General features: G+C 62.7%; 19 protein-coding genes, 1 pseudogene and 2 riboswitches. Of the genes and pseudogenes, 15 read left to right on the forward strand and 5 right to left on the reverse strand.

The features are described from left to right. The first annotated feature begins 114 nt into the window (after positions 1-114). The 9 genes from Q4G32_RS08840 (at position 115) to fbaA (ending at position 10,521) form a co-directional block, all read left to right on the forward strand. Positions 115-882 (forward strand): SDR family NAD(P)-dependent oxidoreductase, encoded by a 768-nt coding sequence (locus tag Q4G32_RS08840; protein ID WP_303350755.1) that lies wholly within the window; start codon positions 115-117, stop codon positions 880-882. A 43-nt stretch (positions 883-925) separates the two neighbouring features. Next, positions 926-2,137, forward strand: coding sequence for an acyl-CoA dehydrogenase family protein (locus Q4G32_RS08845; protein WP_303350757.1), 1,212 nt, complete (start codon positions 926-928; stop codon positions 2,135-2,137). 57 nt (positions 2,138-2,194) lie between these two features. Beyond that, positions 2,195-2,776 (forward strand): orotate phosphoribosyltransferase, encoded by a 582-nt coding sequence (gene pyrE, locus Q4G32_RS08850; protein ID WP_303350759.1) that lies wholly within the window; start codon positions 2,195-2,197, stop codon positions 2,774-2,776. 130 nt (positions 2,777-2,906) lie between these two features. Continuing rightward, complete coding sequence (locus tag Q4G32_RS08855; RefSeq protein ID WP_303350760.1) at positions 2,907-3,554, forward strand: Abi family protein; 648 nt, start codon at positions 2,907-2,909, stop codon at positions 3,552-3,554. Then, positions 3,551-4,201: a TrmH family RNA methyltransferase gene (locus Q4G32_RS08860; protein WP_303350763.1), complete on the forward strand. Its 651-nt coding sequence runs from the start codon at positions 3,551-3,553 to the stop codon at positions 4,199-4,201. Before Q4G32_RS08855 ends, Q4G32_RS08860 begins: the two co-directional genes overlap by 4 nt. A gap of 441 nt (positions 4,202-4,642) precedes the next feature. Then, a complete protein-coding gene (locus tag Q4G32_RS08865; RefSeq protein WP_303350764.1) occupies positions 4,643-6,085 on the forward strand; it encodes a hypothetical protein in 1,443 nt (480 codons plus the stop codon). Between the two features lie 141 nt (positions 6,086-6,226). After that, positions 6,227-8,149, forward strand: coding sequence for a GT4 family glycosyltransferase PelF (gene pelF, locus Q4G32_RS08870; protein ID WP_303350765.1), 1,923 nt, complete (start codon positions 6,227-6,229; stop codon positions 8,147-8,149). Further along, a complete protein-coding gene (locus Q4G32_RS08875) occupies positions 8,146-9,219 on the forward strand; it encodes a putative glycoside hydrolase (protein WP_303350766.1) in 1,074 nt (357 codons plus the stop codon). The genes pelF and Q4G32_RS08875 overlap by 4 nt, the downstream gene beginning before the upstream one ends. A gap of 276 nt (positions 9,220-9,495) precedes the next feature. Beyond that, positions 9,496-10,521 carry a class II fructose-bisphosphate aldolase gene (fbaA, locus tag Q4G32_RS08880; protein ID WP_303350768.1) on the forward strand — a complete coding sequence of 342 codons (1,026 nt, stop codon included), beginning with the start codon at positions 9,496-9,498 and terminating at the stop codon, positions 10,519-10,521. A gap of 114 nt (positions 10,522-10,635) precedes the next feature. Here the strand turns inward: fbaA and Q4G32_RS08885 are convergent, their stop codons facing one another. Continuing rightward, a complete protein-coding gene (locus tag Q4G32_RS08885; protein ID WP_303350770.1) occupies positions 10,636-11,661 on the reverse strand; it encodes an NAD(P)H-dependent flavin oxidoreductase in 1,026 nt (341 codons plus the stop codon). Next, a complete protein-coding gene (locus tag Q4G32_RS08890) occupies positions 11,661-12,758 on the reverse strand; it encodes an NAD(P)-dependent alcohol dehydrogenase (RefSeq protein ID WP_303350772.1) in 1,098 nt (365 codons plus the stop codon). Before Q4G32_RS08890 ends, Q4G32_RS08885 begins: the two co-directional genes overlap by 1 nt. A gap of 101 nt (positions 12,759-12,859) precedes the next feature. Here Q4G32_RS08890 and Q4G32_RS08895 point away from each other — a divergent pair, with 101 nt between their 5' ends. Continuing rightward, positions 12,860-13,117 carry a ribbon-helix-helix domain-containing protein gene (locus tag Q4G32_RS08895; RefSeq protein WP_303350774.1) on the forward strand — a complete coding sequence of 86 codons (258 nt, stop codon included), beginning with the start codon at positions 12,860-12,862 and terminating at the stop codon, positions 13,115-13,117. Positions 13,118-13,176: 59 nt separating this feature from the next. Here the strand turns inward: Q4G32_RS08895 and Q4G32_RS08900 are convergent. Together Q4G32_RS08900 and Q4G32_RS08905 are read right to left on the reverse strand one after the other, a co-directional pair. After that, a pseudogene (locus Q4G32_RS08900) lies at positions 13,177-13,305 on the reverse strand (PepSY domain-containing protein); the annotation flags it as partial. A gap of 10 nt (positions 13,306-13,315) precedes the next feature. Further along, complete coding sequence (locus Q4G32_RS08905) at positions 13,316-13,936, reverse strand: mycothiol transferase (RefSeq protein WP_303350778.1); 621 nt, start codon at positions 13,934-13,936, stop codon at positions 13,316-13,318. A gap of 105 nt (positions 13,937-14,041) precedes the next feature. On the opposite strand from Q4G32_RS08905, the gene Q4G32_RS08910 reads away from it, so the two are divergent. Then, positions 14,042-15,004: a helix-turn-helix transcriptional regulator gene (locus Q4G32_RS08910; protein ID WP_303350780.1), complete on the forward strand. Its 963-nt coding sequence runs from the start codon at positions 14,042-14,044 to the stop codon at positions 15,002-15,004. Positions 15,005-15,022: 18 nt separating this feature from the next. Here the strand turns inward: Q4G32_RS08910 and Q4G32_RS08915 are convergent, their stop codons facing one another. Beyond that, entirely contained in the window at positions 15,023-15,646 is a 624-nt protein-coding gene (locus tag Q4G32_RS08915) for a PepSY domain-containing protein (RefSeq protein WP_303350781.1), read from the reverse strand. Between the two features lie 167 nt (positions 15,647-15,813). Next, a riboswitch (glycine riboswitch) is annotated at positions 15,814-15,911 on the forward strand. Beyond that, positions 15,912-16,029, forward strand: a riboswitch (glycine riboswitch). It abuts the riboswitch before it with no gap. A gap of 42 nt (positions 16,030-16,071) precedes the next feature. Between Q4G32_RS08915 and gcvP the strand changes: the two genes are divergently transcribed. From gcvP to Q4G32_RS08935, 4 genes are all read left to right on the forward strand, one after another. After that, positions 16,072-19,128 carry an aminomethyl-transferring glycine dehydrogenase gene (gene gcvP / locus Q4G32_RS08920; RefSeq protein WP_303350782.1) on the forward strand — a complete coding sequence of 1,019 codons (3,057 nt, stop codon included), beginning with the start codon at positions 16,072-16,074 and terminating at the stop codon, positions 19,126-19,128. Beyond that, entirely contained in the window at positions 19,125-20,282 is a 1,158-nt protein-coding gene (gene gcvT / locus Q4G32_RS08925; RefSeq protein ID WP_303350783.1) for a glycine cleavage system aminomethyltransferase GcvT, read from the forward strand. Before gcvP ends, gcvT begins: the two co-directional genes overlap by 4 nt. A gap of 95 nt (positions 20,283-20,377) precedes the next feature. Beyond that, positions 20,378-20,755: a glycine cleavage system protein GcvH gene (gcvH, locus tag Q4G32_RS08930; protein ID WP_303350916.1), complete on the forward strand. Its 378-nt coding sequence runs from the start codon at positions 20,378-20,380 to the stop codon at positions 20,753-20,755. A gap of 10 nt (positions 20,756-20,765) precedes the next feature. Continuing rightward, on the forward strand, positions 20,766-22,193 hold the full coding sequence (locus Q4G32_RS08935) for an L-serine ammonia-lyase (RefSeq protein WP_303350917.1): 1,428 nt from the start codon (positions 20,766-20,768) through the stop codon (positions 22,191-22,193). Positions 22,194-22,258 lie beyond the last annotated feature (65 nt).

Raw genomic sequence — 22,258 nt, forward strand, 5'->3', positions numbered from 1 at the left:
TGTGTCACCTCCGCCCCCCCGCGGGGGGTGTTTTACCCCCGGAGGACTGCGCTCGGGGGCGGGAGAACTCACCGACCGGCGGCAGATGAACCACACAGGAACTCAAGGAGAGACATGGATCAGTCCAATTCGAGTGCGATCGTGACCGGCGCTGCTTCTGGGCTCGGTGCTCAGGTGGCGGCAGCATTCGCTACGCAAGGCATCAATGTGGTCGGGATCGACCTGGAGGCAGGGATTGCAAAGGCCTCTGAGGCGGGCTCGATACCGGATGGCGTTGAACTGGTCGCAGCAGATGTCACGGATGGGACCGCCGTAGATGCGGCAGTCACCAAGGCTCAAGAGCTGGCCCCGCTGCGCACGGTGGTCAACTGCGCAGGAATCGCACCGTCGGCGCGCATTGTCGGTCGCAAGGGCACGCATAATCTGGACTTGTTCCGCAAGGTTGTGGAGGTCAATTTGATCGGCACGTTCACGGTCATGACTCGTGCTGCGGCGGTCATGGCGCTGAATGATCCGCTGGAAGATGGGGTGCGCGGCGTCGTCGTCAATACGGCTTCTGTTGCTGCCTTTGAAGGGCAAGTGGGGCAGGCGGCGTATGCGGCGTCCAAGGGGGGTGTGCACTCCATGACGATTGCTGCCGCGCGTGATCTGGCGGGAGTGGGGATCCGGGTCTGCACCATTGCCCCCGGGATTGTGGAGACGCCCATGATGGCTGGAATCACCCCGGAGTTCCGCGCGGAGCTGGAAGCCAACGTGCAATTGCCCAAGCGTCTGGCGCAACCGGCCGAGTACGCCCGGTTGGTCCAGATGATTGTGGAGCACGATTACCTCAACGGGGAGACCATTCGCATGGACGGCGCTCTACGCATGCCGCCGCGCTGAGCCAACCCCCACACCAACAACGACGACGCAGCGAGTGAGTCCCGTGGACAAGGAGAACACTGTGGGTGCACCGCAGAACTACCGGCTGAATGAATACTTGGAGACAGATTTCCTCGGGGTGTTCACAGACGTTGACGAGGCCGACCGCGCTCACTGGGACCGGGCCAAGCAGTTTGCGGAGGAAACCATCCCGGTGATCGGGGAGTCGTGGCACAATGCCGAATACCCGCTGGACCTGGTCAAGCGCATGGGGGAGCTGCACCTGTTCACGGATGGTTTGGAGATTCCCGGTCTGGAGCCCATGTCTGCGTTGGCCGCAGGTCTGGTGACCATGGAGATCTCCCGTGCGGATGGCTCCATGGGTGCGGCAGCGGCGGTTCAGGGTGGTCTGGTGCTGCGCTCGCTGGCCTTCTTTGCCAGTGACGAGCAGAAGGAAAAGTGGCTGCTGCCTGTAGCCACCGCCGAGGTGCTGGGGTCATTTGCGCTGACCGAGCCGGATCACGGCTCCGACTCCGTGTCCTTGGAAACCACCGCCGCGCGTGAAGGTGACGAATGGGTGCTCAACGGGCACAAACGCTGGATCGGCAACGGCGCCTCCGGCGGGATCACGATCGTGTGGGCTCGGGATGTAGGTGACAACCAGGTCAAGGGGTTCATCGTGGAGCAGGACACCCCCGGGTACACGGGTGTGCCCATTGCGGGTAAGGGTGCAATCCGCGCAATCCATCAGGCGGACATCACCCTGGAAGATGTGCGCGTGCCGGCCTCACATCAGTTGCCTGGCGTGCAGTCCTTCAAGGACGTCTCCAAGGTACTGTCCGAAACTCGGTTGAGCGTGGGGTGGTCAGCCCTGGGGCACGGTCTTGCCATGTTTGAGGCCGCCTTGAACTACTCCAAACAGCGGGTTCAGTTCGGCAAACCCCTGGCCACCAAACAGATGGTTCAGGAGCGGTTGGCGCAGATGCTCGAAGAGCTGACCAACATGCAACTGCAATGCGTCCAAGCCACGAGCCTGCAAGCCGCGGGAACTCTGCGGCCCCAACAGGCCTCCCTGGTCAAGTACCACAACACGCGAGCAGCCCGCCGAATTGCGAGCATCGCCCGTGACCTGCTGGGTGGCAACGGCATCCTTCTGGAGAACCACGTCATTCGGCATCTGCTGGATGTGGAGGCCATCCACACCTATGAAGGCACCGAATCCGTCCAAGCTCTGATCTTGGGCCGTGAGCTGACGGGGTACAGCGCCTTCGCCTGAGCGGGTGGAGCACCAATCACTGCAGTTCGGGATGGGGCCGCCACTAGAATGGTGCCCATGACCACCGAGCTGAACGCCCCGGACCTGGCCACCGCACGCGAGCGGTTGCGTGAACTGATCGTGGACCTGGCCGTGGTGCGCGGCAAAGTCACCCTGGCCTCCGGGATAGAGGCTGACTACTACGTGGACTTGCGCCGCGTGACCTTGCACCATGAAGCCTCCCGACTGGTCGGTCAGGTCATGCTGGGCATGCTGGATGAAGCGGGCGTTGATTGTGATGCCGCCGGTGGGTTGACCATGGGCGCCGACCCTGTGGGCAACGCCATCATGCGCACTGCTGGGGATCAGGGCCGGGCCATCGACACCTTTGTGGTCCGTAAAGCACAGAAGTCCTATGGCATGGGGCGACAGGTGGAAGGCCCTGCCGTGGAGGGGCGCAACGTCGTCGTGGTGGAGGACACCTCAACTACCGGGGGATCTGCGTTGACCGCCGTGGAGGCGCTGCAGAAGGCGGGCGCCAACGTGGTGGCTGTGGCCATCATTGTTGACCGCGCCACCGGAGCCAAGGAGCGGATCGAGGAAACCGCCGGGGTTCCCTGCCTGTACGCCTACGGCAAGGATGAACTCGGTCTTGACTGAGTCCTGGCTCTGATGTGTCCCGGCTGGGGCATAGCGGTGCCCCCGGGCGGATCGTCTAGCCGGAGCCGAGTCACCGATGAATCCACGGGGGCAATGCAGTCAATTATAGGGGAAGGAAACACCAGAAGCCATGACCCTTTATGGGCCAGTGCGGGAGTCGATGACCCGGCTCCTCTCAGCGCCGCGCCTCGAAACCTACAAAACTGCCAGCTCGGGCAAACTGGACCACGCCCTGGCTCTCTATAAGTGGAACACCGATATTTCGGGTGCATTCCTTGAAAGCCAGCACTACTTTGAAGTCGCGCTGCGCAACACAGTCGTGGAGGCTGTTCGTCGTCGTTGGTGCCCCCAGGTTGATGACCATTGGTATGACGAAAATTTGGTGCCCTGGGATGGGCGCTCGCGTCAAGAAATACAACGGGCCAAATCACGCCTTGCTGTCAAGGGGAAGAGCGAGACAGATGGCCAGATGACCGCCGAGGTCATGTTCGGGTTCTGGGTGAGGCTCTTCGACACCGGCTACTCAAGCACGCTGTGGAAAGAAGCGCTCAAGTCGGCCATGGTTCCGAACACTCAGCGGAAAAAGTTTCATGCCTCCTTGGAACGTTTGCAACGCTTGAGAAATCGTGCCGCCCACCATGAACCGCTCATCCACCTTGATTGTCGAGCGGAATACGAGGCGCTTCTCAGCGCCTCCTTACGTGTCCATGCCGACCTTGGCTGGTGGATTGATGCCCAGAGCCGTGTGCCTGAGCTCTTGGGGAAAAGGCTGGCATGAGCGATCTGACTGAATCGGAGTTTTCGGGGTCACGCCCTGAGATAGGCGTGGGGCCGTGGGAAGGTCCTTGGCCCGACGGCGAGCACTGGGACCCCGACCTGCTGCGCGACGGCGATCGCCGCAATGTGGAGGATGAATTCCGGTACTGGCGGATGGATGCCATCGTGGCTGAGCTGGACACCCGGCGTCATGGTTTCCACGTGGCCATTGAGAACTGGGAGCACGATTTCAACATCGGCTCCGTGGTGCGCACCGCCAATGCGTTCAATGCCGGGGGTGTGCACGTGATCGGGCGCAGGCGGTGGAACCGACGCGGCGCCATGGTCACGGATCGTTATTTGAGCGTGCACCATCATGCAACTGTGGCCGAATTTCTGACCTGGGCTCGGGCCGCTGGACTGTCTGTGCTGGCCATCGACAATGTGGAGGGCTCTGTGGCCATGGAGACCTACCAGCTGCCGGAAAAGTGCGTTCTGGTTTTCGGCCAGGAGGGACCGGGGCTCTCCTCCGATGTCACGGATGGTGCTGATGCGCTCCTGGAGATCAGCCAGTTCGGTTCCACGCGGTCCATCAACGCCGGTGCCGCGGCTGCTGTGGCCATGCACGCCTGGATCCGGAGGCATGTGTTCGGTCAGTCCCCGCGCTGACATCACCGGTTGTTGTTGAGAACACCGGCTACAAACGGTGTTCTCAACAACAACCGGTGATCTCACGACCTACGGCACGGACTGAGTCACGACGACGTTCGCCGCGCACCCAAGTTGGGACCGTGTGGGCTATTTCCGCGTCATGTTTCACGTAATTGCCAAGGCAGGGTAACGGCACAGTTGAGTGAGCTTCCTCACGGGTGCGGCATGAACCAGCCATTGACCAGGAGCAACACTGATTCAACTTTCTATCCAGAGTGCTTTGACCTGAATCACAGCACCCACATAGTGCAATCGTGAACGCAGCGATCCACACTGAAACCATCAAGTTCGGGCGTATCCAGGCGCGCAGTTCTCTACTGCAGCCGAGTTTGAATCCGACGGGGGTCGGGTTGGGAACTTTTGTGGGGCGCCCCGGAGCATTCATTGGGGAGATGAGTTATGGGCTCTTTTGCCGCCGTCCTACGGGACACCTACAGTCGCCGTCGAGCGTTGATCATTGCTGCGGCACTGGTTGCCACCCTTGCCGTACCCGCTCTGGTGGGAGTTGTCCCATCCACGGAGCGGGGCTTGCTGATTGTGACCGGTGCGGTGATCGGTGTGATCACTGTGCTGCTGATGCCGAACAAGCGACTCAACGCTGCGGTGACGGGTCGCAGCGATACCCGGGGAACCCTGGGGCAGGGTATTGCTCTGGCTCTCTACCTCTCCCCGCTGGTGCTGCTGAACCTGGTGTTCCCACTGGTCACACCGGCGATCAACAGCCAGGAAGTGGGGGGTGTGACCCTCACTTACATTGTGCTGGCAAGCTCCATCACCACACCTTGGCTGGCGCAGGCTGCCTGTATGCCGGCTTATCGTGGCTTGGCGCAGCTGATGGGGGACAAGAACATGTCCCAGATCGTCCCCCGCTTTGTCCAGGGTTGGATTCCCATGCTGGTCCAGGCGCTCCCGCTGGTGGTGGTGTTTGCCGTGCCGCTGTGGCTGGTGAGCGGATGGTCCATGCAGGCCATGGGCCTCTACGCCCTGCTGTGCGTGCTGCACCTGGTGTTTGTCCAGTCCTTGGTGATCGCCAACATCGGCGAGCGCCGCGGTCACTGGGCGGTCGCTTGGATTGCCTACGCTGCCGCCTTGGCTGTGGCTCCCACGTGGGTGTGGTTGCCCCCGGTTGCCGCCACGCTGACCCAGTTGTTCTTCATCCGCGGGCACCTGCGCAACGCCACCGCGCTGGTCCGGCTGCCGCACGGCGACGTCGCAAAAGACCTGTTGCGTGGCCTGCTCCTGGGCTCCGTGCTGTGGGGTGACAAGTTCATTCTCTTCCTGGTCACTGACGGGCAGTTCCAGGTGATCGTGGTTTTCATGGCCATGCTTCCCGCGGTGCTGGCGTACAACTTCTACTTTGTGAACCTGGCCCCGGCCGTGGACAACAACATTCGCGGATTGCACACCGCCATCCAGGGTGAACCCATCAAGGACTTGGTCAACACCTCAGCCGAGCTGTCCCGGGTGATTGACCGTTCTGTACTGCGCACCGGTGCCTTGGGCATGTTGCTGACCTTGGCCTGCTCCTTGGTTCTGGAGGTCCTGGTTCCCGAACAGGCCGGTTTGGCTGTGGGGATCGCCTTGGCTTCCTGGGCTTTCATGATGCTGACCATGCTCAGTTACGAACTCGATTACATCGGCGAGCGTCACCTGTCCCAGTGGTTGGCTGCCGCACACCTGATCATCATGATTGCAGCGTTTGCACTGGTGCCCAGCGTGGGGGCTTACCTGGTGATCGTGGTGGGGGACATCCTCCTGGTGGCCGTGGCCTGGTGGCTCTACAAGCGCGCCTGGTCGCAGCCCGAATACACCCTCTTCTGGCGGCACGCCGTCACGTGGTGAGCCCGCGGGCGTCGTCGCTGTTGGGAGAACAAAGCCGCAGCTGACGACGCCGCTCACCGCCTCCCAGCCCATCCCCTCTTTGTCTGGGGTGCAGTGGGCCTGCGTTGAATCATCTTCACAGCCTGAAACGGATTACATGCCATGACCTTCTTCAACAAGTTCACTCAGCAGTTCAAGAAGCCCACTTCCACCGCCGTGGAATTGAACCCGGCCCAGATTGCTCACAACGGTGAGTATCCGGAGGTGGATGTTGCCATCGTGATGGAGTCCACCTATCCGTACCTCAAAGGCGGGGTTTCCGCGGTGGTGCACGACATTGTGGTGGAGAACCCGGACGTGGAGTTCGGCATCATCCACATTGCGTGGGATTCCAAGGCTCCGCATGAGGACCTGTACGGAATGCCTGCCAACGTCAAGTGGGTGCGCATGGTGTATCTGTCCATGGAGGAGCACCGTCACGACTTCAGTTCGGCGCGGGTGGCTGATCTGAACATGACCTCACGGGAGCGCCGCGAACTGACCGACCGTCTGTTCGGTGCGCTCAAAGTCCTGGCCACCACAGATCCGGACAAGCGCGAGGTGGATGCGCTGTGGGAACTGTTGGATGAGGGTGTGTTGGAGTCCACCCGTCGTTACCCGCTGTGGGCACTGCTGGGCTCGCGCGAGTTCATGATGGGTGTGGGGCGTCACCTGCCTGAGCTGGGGCTCTCCCTCTCCGAAGCCTTCTGGACGCTGCGCAACTTCTTCTCCCTGGCGCATGCCGTGCTGGGCGAAACCATGCCGCGGGCCAAGGTGTACCACGCACACACCACGGGCTACGCCTCACTGATGTCAGCCGCCGCCGCCCGTGAACATGACACGTCCTTCCTGCTGACCGAGCACAACCTGTACGTGCGTGACACGGTGAACACGTTGCTGGGGCGCAACATGGCGCTGCCCCTGACCTCGGATGATTACCGGACCTTTGACGTCACCGCCGAACAGCGTGCATGGATGGCATGGTGGACGGAAATGGGGCACTTCTGCTACCCGTCTGCCCAGGTCATCACGTACCTGTACCCCTCCGCCATTGCGGAAGCATCCCTGCTGGGTACCGATGTCAACAAGTCCGTGGTGGTACCCAACGGCATGGTGATTGAGGAGTTCGACCGCCCATACCGTGCGCGCTCCCAGGCCATGGAGTCCATCTTTGCCAACTCTCATGAGCACCGGTGGAGCTTGGTCTACATTGCCCGTTTGGTGCCCATCAAGGGCCTGCTGGATCTTCTGGAGTCCATGGCCATGCTCCGTGACATGGGCTACCCCAACGTCCACCTCAACGTGCTGGGCCCCACCGAGCATGATCCCGCCTATCACCAGGCCTGCGTGGACAAGATCGCTGAACTGGACCTGGCGGACATGGTGACCATCCACGGCACAGTCAACGTGCGCGAACACCTGCACGAATACGACCTCTTGGTCCTACCGTCCTACAACGAAGGCCAACCGATTGTGGTGCTGGAGGCCATGGCCGCCGGTATCCCCACGGTGGGGACGGACGTGGGCGGCATGAAGCAGCTGATCCACGATGATCTGACCACCGCGGATGGTCGCGTGTATGAGGCTTGCGGAGAGCTGGTGGTGGCCGGGGACATCAAGATGATGGCGGAGGGAATCCACCGGGTGGTCTCCAACCCTGAGCTCTACAAGACGTACTCCGTGAACTCACGTGAGCGCGTGCAAAACTTCTTCCAGTTGCATGAGGTCATGGCCAACTACAACCAGCTCTACCGCATGCTCGGGGACACCGCTGGTGAGCGCAACGCCCGGTATGACGGTGCCTCTGAAGTTGCTCACCGCCGGGTGGACCCCATCACGGAATCCCTCATGGTGATCTCCGCAGAACAGGTGGAATCCACGACGGCGACCGGCATGGAGCAGGCCCGCACGGCTGCCGCAGACATGCCGGAAGTAGAGCCGGTGCATGAAGGAGACCAGTGGATGGACCTGGAGGCCTACCTGGCTGCCCACCGCGTTGAGAGCTCCGAGGATTCGCGCACTGGTGGGGACCGGCGTCGTTCATGACCGGGGTGGGGGCCTGGATTCGCTACAAGGATCCCATCCAGGCGCATGAGATCGACTTTGCCGTGGAGCACTACCGGGCTGCCATCTTGCAGCCGTGGGAGTTGGAGGCTGCCGCGGAACTCAAGCGCCGCCGCCCGGACATGACGGTGCTGTGTTACAAGTGCCTGTCCTCCACGCGGGAGTACGAACCCGGCCCCATCTACACCTCCGGTGTCAGTTTTGCCGAGGCCCAATCGGTGGGTGGTGACTGGTTTGCCACCCGCCGGGACGGGTCCCGGATTGAGTGGGAACGTTATCCACAGCACTGGCAGATGCGGGTGTGGGATCCCGCGTACAGAGCCCGGTGGGTGCACAACGTGACCACTGAGTTGGCGGACTCACCGTTTGACGGCGTGATGGCGGACAACGATGTGTTTGATGACTATTACGGTCTGGGTCTTCCTCTGTTCGACCTGGAATCGGTGGCCGATTTGAGGGCCGCCCTGGGAGAGCTGGTGGCTGCGGCGGGTGCTGGACTGCAGGCCCACGGAAAAATTCTGGTGCCAAATATCGCGGAGTCACGCCGTGAGCCCGGACGCTGGGAGGCACACGCCCAATGGGGCGGCGGGTTCGAGGAAGTGTGGTTGGGCTGGGACCCGGATCAGCTGTTCGAGCCATACACCGCCCAACAGCAACTGGTCCAGGCAGGTGGACCCGGTATTTCGATCCTGCGGGTGCCCACACACGGCTCGGACGATCACCCCAATTTTCTGTACGGACTGGCTGCATTCTGGATCTTTGGTGAAGGCCCCGGAGCGTACTCGGCCACGGGGCACGATGATTACTCGCAGTTGCAGTTTGTTCCGGAACTGGACTTTCAACTGGGCGCACCGCTGGGGCCCCCGCACCAGGTGGGGGAGGCCTGGACGCGGGAGTTTGAACACGGGTTTGCAGCCGCCAACCTGGCCAAGGACCGGCGTATGCGGCGCAAAATCAAAGTTCCACGCGGCATGGTGGACGCGGGTGGTCAGCCGGTTCCACGCAAACAGGTTCTCCACGCCCATCACGGGTTGGTGCTGCGCAGGGCGTGACTGTTCCCTGCCTCCCTGCTCCGTGAGATCACCGGTTGTTGTTGAGAGCACCGCCTGTAGCCGGTGCTCTCAACAACAACCGGTGATCTCAAATGGCGGTGAGGTGCTGCAGGTGCCGAGGGCGCGGCGAAACGTTACGCGTACGACGTCGTAGTCATGGCACCTCTTGGCATCCACTCTGCCGTGAGCGGTGGGCGGCTACTAGAATGGTGGGCAGTGCCACCGCGCACACGTGGCAGGTGGCAGTCCAAGGCACTCGATCAAGAAGGAGCCAGCATGCCCATCGCAACCCCCGAGGTCTACAGCCAGATGCTCGACCGGGCCAAGGAGCAGGGATTTGCCTACCCGGCAATCAACGTCACCTCCTCCCAGACCCTGAACGCCGCCATCCGCGGTTTTGCTGAGGCCGGCTCCGACGGCATCATCCAGGCTTCCACCGGTGGTGCCGCCTACTGGTCCGGCGCTTCCGTCAAGGACATGGTCCGCGGTTCCCTGGCCATGGCGGCTTTTGCCCGTGAGGTGGCCAAGAACTACGACGTCAACATTGCTTTGCACACCGACCACTGCCCGCAGGACAAGCTGGAAGGCTTTGTGCTGCCGCTGTTGGCCGAGTCGGAAGCTGCGGTGGCCCGCGGTGAAGACCCCATCTTCCAGTCCCACATGTGGGATGGCTCCGCCATTGACTTGGATGAGAACTTGAAGATCGGCGCCGAGCTGATTGAGCGCACGGGCAAGGCCAAGATTGTCCTGGAAGTTGAGATCGGTGCTGTTGGCGGTGAAGAGGACGGCGTGGTCGGCGAGATCAACGACACCCTCTACACCACCACGGATGACGCCATCAAGACTGTTGAGGCCCTGGGCCTGGGCGAAAAGGGGCGTTACATCACGGCGCTGACCTTTGGAAACGTCCACGGCGTTTACAAGCCCGGCAACGTCCAGCTGCGTCCGGAACTGCTCAAGCAGATCCAGGATGAGGTTGGTGCCAAGTACGGCAAGGATCGTCCGTTTGACCTGGTGTTCCACGGCGGCTCCGGCTCCACGGAGCAGGAGATCGCGGATGCTGTGTCCTATGGCGTCATCAAGATGAACGTTGACACGGACACCCAGTACGCCTTCACCCGCCCCGTGGCCGGTCACATGCTCTCCAAATACGACGGCGTGCTGAAGGTTGACGGGGAAATCGGCAACAAGAAGGACTACGACCCCCGAGTATGGGGCGCCTCCGCCGAAACCGGCATGGCTGCCCGCGTGGTGGAGGCTTGCAAGAACCTCGGTTCTGCAGGTACTTCCGTCTCTGCGTGATCTTGGTTTTGGTGGGTGTGTAGCTCACTGAACAACGACGGCGGGTCACCTCCCTTACCTGGGGAGGCGACTCGCCGTCGTTGTTGTGACTGCGTCCAACCGTGACGGACTGGTTCAGCTCCCACCCAATCGCTGGATCACTGCGGCAGCCGGTTCCGCCACGGCATGCCGGAAACCGGTACCGGCCCACAGGTTGATGTACTCGGTCTGATTGGTGGCAGTGGCGGCTTTGCGTAGCGGCGCCGTCAGGTGGTGCACGGCGGGGAAAGCCAGCGGGGCGCTGTCCGTGAACTCGTCCGTGAACCCGTTACGCAAAGCGCGAGCCGGGCGTCCGGAGAAGGCACGGGTCATGACCGTTTCCGTGCGCTCGGGATCGGCCAAGGCCGCACGGTGCGGCGCGGAGGTCCCGGCTTCCGGGCAACGCAGCAGCACCGTGCCCACCACGGCAGCTACCGCCCCGGCCCCTAGGACAGCCCGCACATCAGCAGGCGTGCTGATACCACCAGCAGCAAAGATCGGTAACTGGACCTGGGTGGTGATGGATTGCGCCAACTCCGGCAGCGCCACCTCAGCAATCGGTTCCTGTGGGTTCACGGTTCCGGAGTGTCCACCGGCGTCCACTCCCTGTACGACCAAGGCATCCACACCACGCTCGCGGGCTTGGAGGGCTTCTTCACCGTTGGTCACCGTCTGCACCGTCAGGGTTCCGGCGGCTTTGAGTCGATGAACGACGTCGGCCGGTGCCAGCCCGAACGTGAAACTCACCACCGGTACGGGGTCGGTGACCAGGAGCTCCAGTTTGGCCGCCCAGGCGTCGTCGTCATCCCGGGGTTCGGTGGTCAGCTCCACCCCCAGCTCTGAGGCGATAGGGGCCAGGGATTCAACGTAAGCCTCGAATTCGCCCGGTGCAGGCGCGATGCTGTTGGGCACAAACAGGTTCACACCAAAGCGGTCTGTTGCAGCCCGCACCGTGCTGATCTGCTCCGCCAACTGTGCCGGTGTCTTGTACCCGGCGGCCAGGAAACCTAGACCGCCCGCTTCAGCTGCGGCCATCACCAGCTCCGGGGTGGAGGGTCCGCCTGCCATGGGGGCTGCGACCACCGGAACCGACATACCTAGAGCTTGTGCGAAATCCACCATCAGAAAATCACCACCGGCTTGAGCGTGTCACCTGAATGACTGTGGTCAAAGGCTTGGTTGATCTGATCCAACGGGTAGGACTTGATCAACCGGTCAAAGGGGAACAATCCAGCTTTGTGCAGTTGGATCAGTTCAGGGATGAACACCTGAGGCATGGAATCTCCTTCAATCACCATGGAGATTTTCTGCCCGGAGAGCATCTGCGTGCCGATGTCGATGGTGGATTCTGTGCCCAGTGCGCTGGCTCCCACCAGTGCGGCATGGCCCAAGATGCCCATGCAGTCAGTCATGGTCCTGAACACCGCAGCCACACCTGTGGTGTCCAGGGCGTAGTCTGCGCCACCGCCGGTGAGGTCCTTGATCTGCTGGATTTGATCGTGATCGCGCCCGTTGATCGTGTGCGTGGCGCCAAGAGACTTGGCCATCTCCAAACGGCTGGGCACCACGTCCACGGCCACAATGGTCCCAGCATTGCGAATCTTGGCGGCCATGACCGCCGACAGCCCCACCGCCCCGGCTCCGAAAATCACGACGGCGGAACCAGGTCGCGGCTTCAGAACGTTCAAGATTGCTCCGGCTCCGGTCTGGATACCGCAGCCAAGCGGCCCAAGGATTTCCAGCGGGGCGTCGTCCGCCACTTTCACCACGCTGCGGGCAGCAACGTTGGCGTAGGTGGCAAAAGAGGACTGACCAAAGAAGTGTGAGGAACAGGGGTGCCCGTCCTTGGACAGTGATGAAGAGCCGTCTGCGCGCCGACCGGCAAAGTTGTGGGCGTAGAACTCCTGGCAGTAGGCGGGATGTCCCGTCAGGCACAACTTACAGTTTCCGCAACTGTTGAAGCTCAGGACAACCTTGTCCCCCTCTTTCAAGTGGGTGACGGCGCCACCCACTTCCTCCACCACCCCCGCACCTTCATGTCCAAGAACTGCTGGGAGCGGGGTGGGGTACCACTGGTCCCGGACAATGGCGTCCGTGTGGCACACGCCGGTGGCCACCATCCGCACCCGAACTTCATCCGGGCGTAGGTCGGTCAAATCCAGGTTCACGATCTCGAACGGAGTATCCGGTGCTGTGGCAAGTGCTGCGGTGATTCTCATGGCCCATCTCCCTTGATGCGGTGCACGTGTTCACCATTATGTGTGCGCCGGCACGGCATCAGCAGCAAGCCGGGAGTCCATTTTCGTATAACATAAACCGCATGACTGAGCGCGAAACGATCAACGGAGTTCCCGTCACCGAGCAGCAGATTGCGCAGTGGGCAGCTGAGGCCGAGGAAGGGTATAACACCGAGGAGTTGAAGAAACGTGGTCGTGGTCGCCCAGGGCGTGGGGCGGAACCATCACAGGTTGTTGCCCTGCGCCTGACCGCCGACGAGATTGCCACCCTTGACGCCCGGGCCGCACGTGAAGGAAAGTCGCGCTCAGAGGTGATCCGAGAAGCCCTGGCTTCCGCGTGAGAGTCCATCCCTCGGCGCGCAAACACGGCATCAAGCGGTGACGCTCCGCCACAGGAGAATCAGTTGGTCTTGAGAATATCCCCGTTGGAGGCGTCCACGTAGACGGTCAGTTCAGAGTTGTCAGCATCAATGTAGAGGTCCACTTTGTAGGCAACGGTGCCATCTTCGGCGGTCAGCTCCACCCCAGCTCCAGCGGATTTAGCCCTCCTTCGGTTCGCTCTGCTTTGTCACCCACTCGTCCCACTGCTCATCCCAGTCCACCGGGGGCCAGGGCTCACCGTCGGCGAGGGCATTGAGCTCATAGGCACCCTTACCGTCAATGGACTCCCGCAGGATGTCCGCGTGGCCGGCGTGCCGGGCGTATTCCTCGATGTAGTGGAGGATCACCCAACGCATGGGCCAGGACTCAAGTTGTTGCGGGTACCAGGGGACATCAGGCTTTTTCACTCGTGCGTCCAAGTCCAAGGTGGGCACCAGCGTCTCAATCCACTGCGCCATGTCCTCAAGAGCTCCCATGAGGGATTCCGCTGTGTCTTGATCCTGCACGGCTTCTGCTACCGGTTCCCCCGCCGAGTAATCGCTGGTCCCGTGGGATTGAAGTCTGCCGGGGTCAGCAGCGGTGGCCAACACGCCAGAGTTGCCGACGTAGAGGCAATGGCGGGCCAGCGCAGCCAGACTCATGCCACTTGCGGTGGGGGTGGCTCGAATTTGCTGGTCACTGAGTCCCTGCAAGGTTGTGGAGATCTGATGGATCTGCTGGGCACAGTATCCAGCCAAGGCATCATTTTCTGTTGTCACTTGGCGAGTGAAGAATGGCATGACTGCTCCTGGTGTGAGTATGCGACTAGGAAATTTGTGCTGACTCCCAGAGCATGCTCTGGGAGTAGGTCAGTTTCTGTCCTCTGAATCCGGCAGTATTCACCCATGAGCCACACCACCCGCCGCACACTGCGGCTTTTGGCCTTGCTGCAGTCACGCCAAGTCTGGACCGGCGCCGAGTTGGCCCAGGAACTGGACATCACGGTTCGTTCAGTCCGCAGGGACGTCCAACGGTTGCGTGACCTCGGCTATCCCGTCAGCGCAGATCGAGGCCATGCGGGTGGTTACCGGCTGGGGCAGGGAAATCAACTGCCGCCCCTGCTGCTGGAACCAGATGAGGCCGTGGCTGTGGGTGTGGGACTGCGCCTGGCATCCTCCACAGGTATGCCAGGCGTGGACAAGGTTGCTGCCCGCTCCACCGAACGCCTGGAGCAGCTGGTACATGCTCCTCTGCGGGAACGAATCCGAACCATAGCCCAGGCCGTGGAGGTGGTCAGCGACGGCGGCCCGACCGCTGATGTCGAAATCCTCTGGACCCTGTCCCAGGGAATCAGTGAGTCCCTGGAAGTGCGCATGGACTACGTGGCTCGTGACCATACGGAAACCCGCCGTCGCGTGGAGCCGTACCGAGTCCTGGTGTTCGGCAACCGGTGGTACTTCTTCGCCTGGGATCTGGACCGGCAGGACTGGCGAACCTTTCGGCTGGACCGAATCCAGTCAGCCCGCCTCTCCACTTTTGTTTTTCAGCCCAGGCCGACTCCCAACATCCAAGACTTCATCCAGCGCGCGGTCACCACGGAGCCCTATCACCACGTGGTCAGGGTCCGATTCATGGTGCCGCGAGCGCAGGTTGAACCACATCTGCCCAAGTGTTCAGGCATCTTGGAGGACGACGGCGCACAAGCCTGCATCTGGACCACCGGGGCCGATGACCTCACCTGGTTGGCGGGGTTCCTGGCCGCCATGGATCACGACCTCCGCGTACTGGAACCCGCGGACCTGCTGGCGGCCATGCAGGACCTCACAACACGTTTGCAGACCGTGCTGAAGGCCAGCCGAAATCCCTGACGCCCCGCCGCAGGAGAATCAGCTGGTCTTGAGAACATCTCCGTTGGAGGCGTCCACGTAGACGGTCAGTTCAGAGTTGTCAGCACCAATGTAGAGGTCCACCTTGTAGGCAACGGTGCCATCTTCCGTGGTCAGCTCGGCTTCGTCGATGTTGCCGGGGTGCTGATCCGTTGCGGTGGTGATGGCATCCGCCAAGCTGATCTGCGCGGAGTCGAACTCTTGTTGATCGTCGGAGTCCAGGGAGTCGGGATCGTCCTGCTTGACAATGTCCCCACCATCGGCACTGAGGGTGACTTCCGTGGACTGGCCGTCACTGACCAGAGTGACCTCCCACTCGTTGTCATCGTCAAAGTCGATCTCCGTGGCCTCCCCACCCACCTGGCTCTGTGCATTCTCAATGGCGTTCTGGGCCGAGTTGGCATCCCCGCCGGAGGTGGCAGCCCCGGCCGTGGCCTCATCCGTGGCAGTGGTGGCGGTTGGATCGGCCTGCGCAGTGGTTTGCTCGGCCGTGGGGACGGGGGTGCCGCTGTTGGCGCCGTCGACGTCGTCGTCAGCCCCCGGTTGAGTACCGCAGCCGGACAGGGCCAAGGCGAGCGCGGCGGAGGTGAGGACGGTGGTGGTGGCAAGACGCTTGTTTCGCATGATTCGACACTAGGCGCGGTGTGTGGCCCGATCAAGAAAGTTGGCCCGTGTCCACTGCCCAAGCAGAACTCACAGACCCCTGAACACGAATGATCGAGATGACCTTGGTCAAGTTAGTTGCGTCACGGTAGGCTCTGGCAGCAGAACGTACACAAACGAATATGCCGACGAGCACCCCGGGAGAGACCCCGCGGAAGCTACGTGGGGCGCCGTAGGAGCAATCCCTCCCCGGGAAACTCTCAGGCACCTGCACCGGGTCGCTCGGCAACTCTGGAAAGAACGGACCGCTCTGACACGGCGCGGCAGCCGTCACCGACGGGGCAAACAGGGTGGCCGCAAGCCAACCTGTGGAATCTCTCAGGTCCCATGACAGAGCGGGGAGGAACCGGTTGGGGCACACGCGTCCCAGGAATCAGGAGTCCCGTATGAGTTTGTCAGGCCCGCAACAAGCCACCCCGTTCGGTGCCGATGAGCACGCGTTTGTGGATCGGCACATTGGCCCTCGGGCGGCTGAGTTCCACCGTTTGCTTGCTGAAGTTGGCGTGACCTCCCTGGAAGAACTGGTGGATCAGGCAATTCCGGCCAGCATCCGCCAGGAGGGTGATCTGAACCTCCCGGCAGCACTCACGGAGGCGCAGGTTCTCACGGAATTGCGCAAGATCGCGGACCGTAACCAGCCCGGTACCCCCATGATCGGTCAGGGTTTCTACGGCACCATCACCCCGCCCGCCATCTCCCGCAACTTGCTGGAGAGCCCGGCCTGGTACACGGCTTACACGCCCTATCAACCTGAGATTTCCCAGGGGCGGCTGGAACTTCTGCTGACCTACCAGACCATGATCCAGGACCTCACCGGACTGCCGATTGCCAATGCGTCCCTACTGGATGAAGCCTCCGCGGTGGCCGAAGCTGCGCTGTTGATGGCGCGGGCCAACCGGAAGGCCAAAAACGGTGTGATCCTGGTGGACCAGGATCTTTTCCCGCAGTCGTTGGCGCTACTGCCTGGCCGTGCGCGCGCCGTGGGTATGGACCTGCGCATTGTTGACCTGACGGCCGGAGCGCCTGAGATCAACGAGCCCATTGCCGGGATGATCGTGCAGCTTTCCGGGGCCTCCGGGCGCTTGCACAACTGGACCGAGTTGATCGGCTGGGCTCACCAGAACAACGCGCTGGTCACCGTGGTGGCGGACCTCCTGGCGCTGACTGTGGTGAAGTCCCCCGGGGAAATGGGGGCGGACATTGCAGTGGGCACCTCCCAGCGATTTGGTGTGCCCCTGTTCGCCGGCGGGCCGCATGCCGCCTACATGGCCGTGTCCGAAGGTTTGCAGCGCTCCATGCCCGGGCGTTTGGTGGGCGTGAGTCACGACGACGCCGGCCGCCCCGCCTACCGCCTTGCCCTTCAGACCCGCGAACAGCACATTCGCCGGGAGAAGGCCACCTCCAACATCTGCACCGCTCAAGCGCTGTTAGCTGAGGCCGCGGCATGCTACGCCGCCTACCACGGCCCGGAAGGACTGACGGCCATTGCCGAGCGAGTTCACGGCTACGCCCGGGCGCTTGCGAAGGCGCTCAAAGCGGCCGGGATCGAGCTTGTGGCCGAGCAGTTCTTTGACACCGTGGTGGCTCACGTTCCCGGCCGCGCGGATGAAGTTCTGGCGGCGGCAGCCGAACACGGCATTGATCTGCGCCGCGTGGATGACGACCACGTGGGTGTCTCCACGGATGAGAAGACCACGGCTGAACATGTGGCCGCGGTACTGGAAGCCTTTGGCGTGCCCTCCGCGCAGGTGGAACTCACGGCCGCGCAGATTCCGGCAGAACTGGCTCGAACCAGCGAATTCCTGACCCACCCGAACTTCCATTCATACCGGTCGGAAACTCAGATGATGCGCTGGTTACGGCGTCTGGCGGACCGTGACCTTGCCTTGGACCGGACCATGATCCCGCTGGGCTCCTGCACCATGAAGCTCAATGCGGCGGTGGAGATGGCTGCCATCACCTGGCCCGAGTTCGCGGACGTGCACCCGTACTCCCCGGCCGAGCGGATGCAGGGCTGGCAGCAGTTGGTCACGGACCTGGAAGACCGGCTGGCTGAGATCACCGGTTACGCCAAGGTCTCCGTGCAGCCCAATGCAGGTTCCCAGGGTGAACTGGCCGGACTGCTGGCCATTCGCCGGTGGCACATCTCCCGCGGTGACGATCAGCGGGACATGTGTTTGATCCCGGCTTCCGCCCACGGCACCAATGCGGCCTCCGCGGTGCTGGCGGGCCTGCGCGTGCGCGTGGTCAAGACCGCCGCAGATGGCACCATTGACCCCGCCGATCTGGACAAGGCCATTGCGGAGAACGATGGTCGCGTGGCGGCAATCATGATCACCTACCCCTCAACTCACGGGGTGTTTGAGTCAGAGGTCCGCCAGGTGTGTGAAACGGTCCACGCCGCCGGTGGACAGGTGTACGTGGACGGGGCCAACCTCAACGCCATGGTGGGTCTGGCTCAGCCGGGCAAATTCGGCGGGGATGTCTCCCACCTGAACCTGCACAAGACGTTCTGCATCCCACACGGTGGTGGTGGGCCGGGTGTGGGCCCGGTTGCCGTGGCCGAGCACCTGGTGCCGTTCCTGCCGGGCGACCCCCTGGCCGGGGACCCGGGGCGCCCCACCGTGGGCGGTGCAGATTCCACGGGAGACACCGCTGCGGATGCCGCCTCCGTGGGTCGCGGCCTGCCGGTGTCCAGCACCCGATGGGGTTCCACGGGTGTACTGCCGATTTCCTGGGCCTACTTGGCCCTGATGGGTGGGGACGGGCTGACCCGGGCGTCGTCGGTGGCGCTGCTCAATGCCAACTACCTGACCAAGCGGCTCAACGATCATTTCCCGGTGCTTTACACGGGAGACAACGGCTTGGTGGCCCACGAGTGCATTCTGGACTTCCGCAAGCTCACGGCCCGCTCCGGGATCACGGTGGCTGATGTGTCCAAGCGGTTGATCGACTATGGCTTTCACGCCCCCACCGAGTCCTTCCCGGTCAGCGGCACGTTGATGGTGGAACCCACCGAATCGGAAGATCTGGCGGAGCTGGACCGGTTTGTGGACACCATGATCGCCATTCGCGCGGAGATCGAAGCCGTGGCCAACGGTGAGGTTGCAGCGGCGGATTCCGTGTTGCGCCACGCTCCGCACACCGCGTCAGTTCTGGCTGCGGACGCCTGGGACCGTGCCTACACCCGCGAGCAAGCGGCCTTCCCACTGCCCAGTCTGCGCGTGGACAAGTACTTCCCCCCGGTGGGCCGCATTGACGGTGCCCATGGGGACCGCAACCTGGTGTGCTCCTGCCCACCGCCGGAGGCTTTTGCAGATTCCCGGGAGCACGACGACGTCGCCGCGCCCGCCGATTCCGCGCAACCTGCTGACGGCGCAGAAGCCGCCGCCAGCGAAAACCGCGAGGCCACCACCAACACCAAGGAGCAGACCCCGCGATGAGCACCGAACACTCCAAGCCCACCCCCCTGACCTCGGTCCACGAGCGTTTGGGCGCCTCCTTCACCGATTTCGGCGGCTGGTGGATGCCGTTGCGCTACGGATCGGATGTTGCCGAGCACAGGGCCGTCCGGGAGGCAGCGGGCATCTTTGATCTCTCCCACATGGGAGAAGTCTCCGTGACCGGTCCGGATGCCGCAGCTTTCCTGGACCACGCGCTGGTGGGTCGGTTGTCTGCTATTGAGATCGGCAAGGCCAAGTACTCCCTTCTGTGCAATGAGCAGGGCGGCGTGATCGACGATCTGATCACCTACCGCCTGGGCCAGGATGATTTCCTGGTGGTGCCCAACGCGGCCAACACTCCCGCAGCGCTCGCGGCTCTCCAGGCGCGAACGACGACGCCCAGCGGTCAAGTATTCGATGTCACCATCACTGACCGCACGGAAACTACAGCTCTGATTGCAGTGCAGGGTCCGGCTGCGGAAGACCTCTTGGTGGAGGTTGTCACCCCGGAAAGCACCCAGAATGTTCGTGACCTGCGGTATTACGCGATCGTGGACGTCGTCGTGCATACCCCGGACGGTGAGTTGCCCGTCAAACTGGCGCGCACCGGCTACACCGGTGAGGACGGGTTTGAGATCTACGTGGATGTGGAATCTGATCCCGGGGCTGCCGAACGATTGTGGTCCGTGTTGGAGGCAGCCGGTGAGTCCCACGGGCTGGTGCCGTGTGGTTTGGCCTCCCGGGATTCGCTGCGTTTGGAGGCGGGCATGCCGCTGCACGGGCATGAACTCTCCGAACAGATCGACCCCTACAGCGCGGGTCTTGGTCCGGTGGTGGCTCTGAAAACCAAGGAATCGTTTGTGGGGCGCGGGGCTCTGGCTGCCATCAAGGACAGTGGCCCGGCGCACAAACTGGTGGGGCTGGCCAATGACACCAAGCGTGCAGCGCGGCCGGGCTACCAAGTGGTGCACGAAGGTGAAGTGGTGGGGGAGGTAACCTCCGGTGCGCCCAGCCCCACCCTGGGACACGCCATTGCCTTGGCCTTTGTGCGGCCGGATCTGGCGCAGGTGGGTACCGAGCTGGCTGTTGACCTGCGCGGTAAAGCCACGCCGTTCACCGTGGTGGAACTTCCGTTTTACAAGCGACAACGCTGAATGTGGTTGCCGCACCCGCGGACGACCACCTCTCCAACCAGCCAGCGGCTTTCCATCAGAAGCCATGAACCGAAAGGACCCCATCCATGAGTGCCATCGACAAGGTCAACAAGGACTACCGCTACTCCGCCGAACACGAATGGGTGGATTCAGCCAGCCCCGCCAAGATCGGCCTGTCCCAGATTGCTGTGGACGCCCTGGGCGACGTCGTTTATGTGGACCTCCCGGAGGCCGGCGCCACCGTGACCGCGGGTGAAGTCTGCGGAGAGGTGGAGTCCACCAAGTCCGTCTCGGAGATTTACTCGCCAGTGACCGGCACCGTGGTGGAAGTCAACGAGTCCGTGGTGGATGACCCCGCCACGCTGAACTCGGACCCCTACGGCTCCGCCTGGTTGTTCACCGTGGACGTGGAGGCTGAAGGGGAGTTGCTGACCCCGGAGGAATACGCCGCCGCGCAGGACGACGATGCCTAGGCCATCCGCCATGGTGGTCAGTGTTTTTGACCTGTTCAGCATCGGAGTGGGGCCATCGTCCTCCCACACCGTGGGCCCCATGCGGGCCGCAGCTGATTTTGTTGCCGACCTGGTGGCGGACGGGCAGCTGGCTCAGGTGAGTTCGGTGGGGGTGGACCTGTATGGTTCCCTGGCCTCCACCGGGCAGGGGCACGGGACGTTCACGGCGGTGCTGCTCGGGTTGGAGGGACACCGCCCGGAGGAAGTGTCCCCGGAAACCATTGATGAACGCCGCGCTGCTCTGGAATCGGGCGCCCCGCTACTGCTGGGTGGCGCGGTGGAGAACTCCCCGGGCCCGGTGGAGTTGGATTTCCACGAAAGTGACATTGTCCAACGGCCTCTCACACTGCTGCCGTATCACCCCAACGGCATGTTGTTCCGCGCTTTTGACGGTGACGGTCAACTGTTGGCCGAGCGCACGGCGTACTCATGCGGCGGCGGTTTTGTGGTGGTGGACCCGCCAGATGGTGCCGATCCCATGGCTGATGATGACAACGTTGAACTGCCCTATCCCTACCGCACAGCGGATCAGCTCATGGCCCTGTGCGCTGAACATGGGCTGACCGTTGCCGAACTGGCCATGGCCAACGAGTGCGCGCGCCGATCACGGCAAGAGGTGCTGGACGGGTTGGCGCAGATCGCAGCGGTGATGGAGGAATCCAAGAACTCCAATCTCCGCCGGACGGGGTGTCTGCCCGGGGGACTGGCGGTGCGGCGTCGTGCACCGGACTGGTACGCGCGCCTGAAAGCCATGGACACCACGTTCGACCCCCAGTACTGGGTGGAATGGGTCAACCTGGTGGCGCTGACGGTCAACGAGGAAAACGCCTCCGGCGGGCGGATTGTCACCGCGCCCACCAACGGTGCGGCAGGCATTGTGCCGGCCGTGATGTTTTACGCCACCCACTACACCGCGGCAGCCCGGGGCCATGATGCCCGGCCCCGGGCAGAGATCGTGGCCGACTACCTGTTGGCGGCCGGCGCAGTAGGGGCGCTCATCAAGGAACAGGCGTCCATCTCGGGTGCGGAGGTGGGGTGCCAGGGTGAGGTGGGGTCGGCGTCGTCCATGGCTGCGGCCGGACTGGCCCAGGTGATGGGCGGGACGGCTGAACAGGTGGAGAACGCTGCCGAAATCGCCATGGAACACCACCTGGGGTTGACTTGCGATCCGGTGGGTGGTCTGGTGCAGGTGCCGTGTATTGAGCGCAACGCGATTGCCGCGGTGACGGCTGTGAATGCTGCGCGGATGGCCCTGTTCGAGGACGGTCCCACGCACGTGAGTTTGGACCAGGTGGTGCAGACCATGCGGGCCACCGGTGCGGACATGTCCGAGAAGTACAAGGAGACGGCCCGTGGGGGCCTGGCTGTGAGTGTGGGCGTGAACGTAGTGGAGTGCTGACCCCTCCCCTCCCTCCAACTCCGCCGAAAACATGGTTTGGCGAGAAATTTGGCCCTGAAATTGGG

Origin of the sequence: Kocuria sp. (assembly GCF_030538595.1) — a bacterium.
Classification (GTDB): Bacteria; Actinomycetota; Actinomycetes; order Actinomycetales; family Micrococcaceae; genus Kocuria.

Bases quoted from the DNA above. Each gene is read 5' to 3' on its own strand.
- Q4G32_RS08865 (WP_303350764.1), top strand. From the start codon at position 4,643: ATGGGCTCTTTTGCCGCCGTCCTACGGGACACCTACAGTCGCCGTCGA.
- Q4G32_RS08840 (WP_303350755.1), top strand. From the start codon at position 115: ATGGATCAGTCCAATTCGAGTGCGATCGTGACCGGCGCTGCTTCTGGG.
- fbaA (WP_303350768.1), top strand. From the start codon at position 9,496: ATGCCCATCGCAACCCCCGAGGTCTACAGCCAGATGCTCGACCGGGCC.
- Q4G32_RS08910 (WP_303350780.1), top strand. From the start codon at position 14,042: ATGAGCCACACCACCCGCCGCACACTGCGGCTTTTGGCCTTGCTGCAG.
- gcvT (WP_303350783.1), top strand. From the start codon at position 19,125: ATGAGCACCGAACACTCCAAGCCCACCCCCCTGACCTCGGTCCACGAG.
- Q4G32_RS08915 (WP_303350781.1), bottom strand. From the start codon at position 15,646: ATGCGAAACAAGCGTCTTGCCACCACCACCGTCCTCACCTCCGCCGCG.
- Q4G32_RS08855 (WP_303350760.1), top strand. From the start codon at position 2,907: ATGACCCTTTATGGGCCAGTGCGGGAGTCGATGACCCGGCTCCTCTCA.
- gcvP (WP_303350782.1), top strand. From the start codon at position 16,072: ATGAGTTTGTCAGGCCCGCAACAAGCCACCCCGTTCGGTGCCGATGAG.
- Q4G32_RS08875 (WP_303350766.1), top strand. From the start codon at position 8,146: ATGACCGGGGTGGGGGCCTGGATTCGCTACAAGGATCCCATCCAGGCG.
- Q4G32_RS08895 (WP_303350774.1), top strand. From the start codon at position 12,860: ATGACTGAGCGCGAAACGATCAACGGAGTTCCCGTCACCGAGCAGCAG.
- pelF (WP_303350765.1), top strand. From the start codon at position 6,227: ATGACCTTCTTCAACAAGTTCACTCAGCAGTTCAAGAAGCCCACTTCC.
- Q4G32_RS08935 (WP_303350917.1), top strand. From the start codon at position 20,766: ATGGTGGTCAGTGTTTTTGACCTGTTCAGCATCGGAGTGGGGCCATCG.
- Q4G32_RS08890 (WP_303350772.1), bottom strand. From the start codon at position 12,758: ATGAGAATCACCGCAGCACTTGCCACAGCACCGGATACTCCGTTCGAG.
- pyrE (WP_303350759.1), top strand. From the start codon at position 2,195: ATGACCACCGAGCTGAACGCCCCGGACCTGGCCACCGCACGCGAGCGG.
- Q4G32_RS08905 (WP_303350778.1), bottom strand. From the start codon at position 13,936: ATGCCATTCTTCACTCGCCAAGTGACAACAGAAAATGATGCCTTGGCT.
- Q4G32_RS08860 (WP_303350763.1), top strand. From the start codon at position 3,551: ATGAGCGATCTGACTGAATCGGAGTTTTCGGGGTCACGCCCTGAGATA.
- Q4G32_RS08885 (WP_303350770.1), bottom strand. From the start codon at position 11,661: ATGGTGGATTTCGCACAAGCTCTAGGTATGTCGGTTCCGGTGGTCGCA.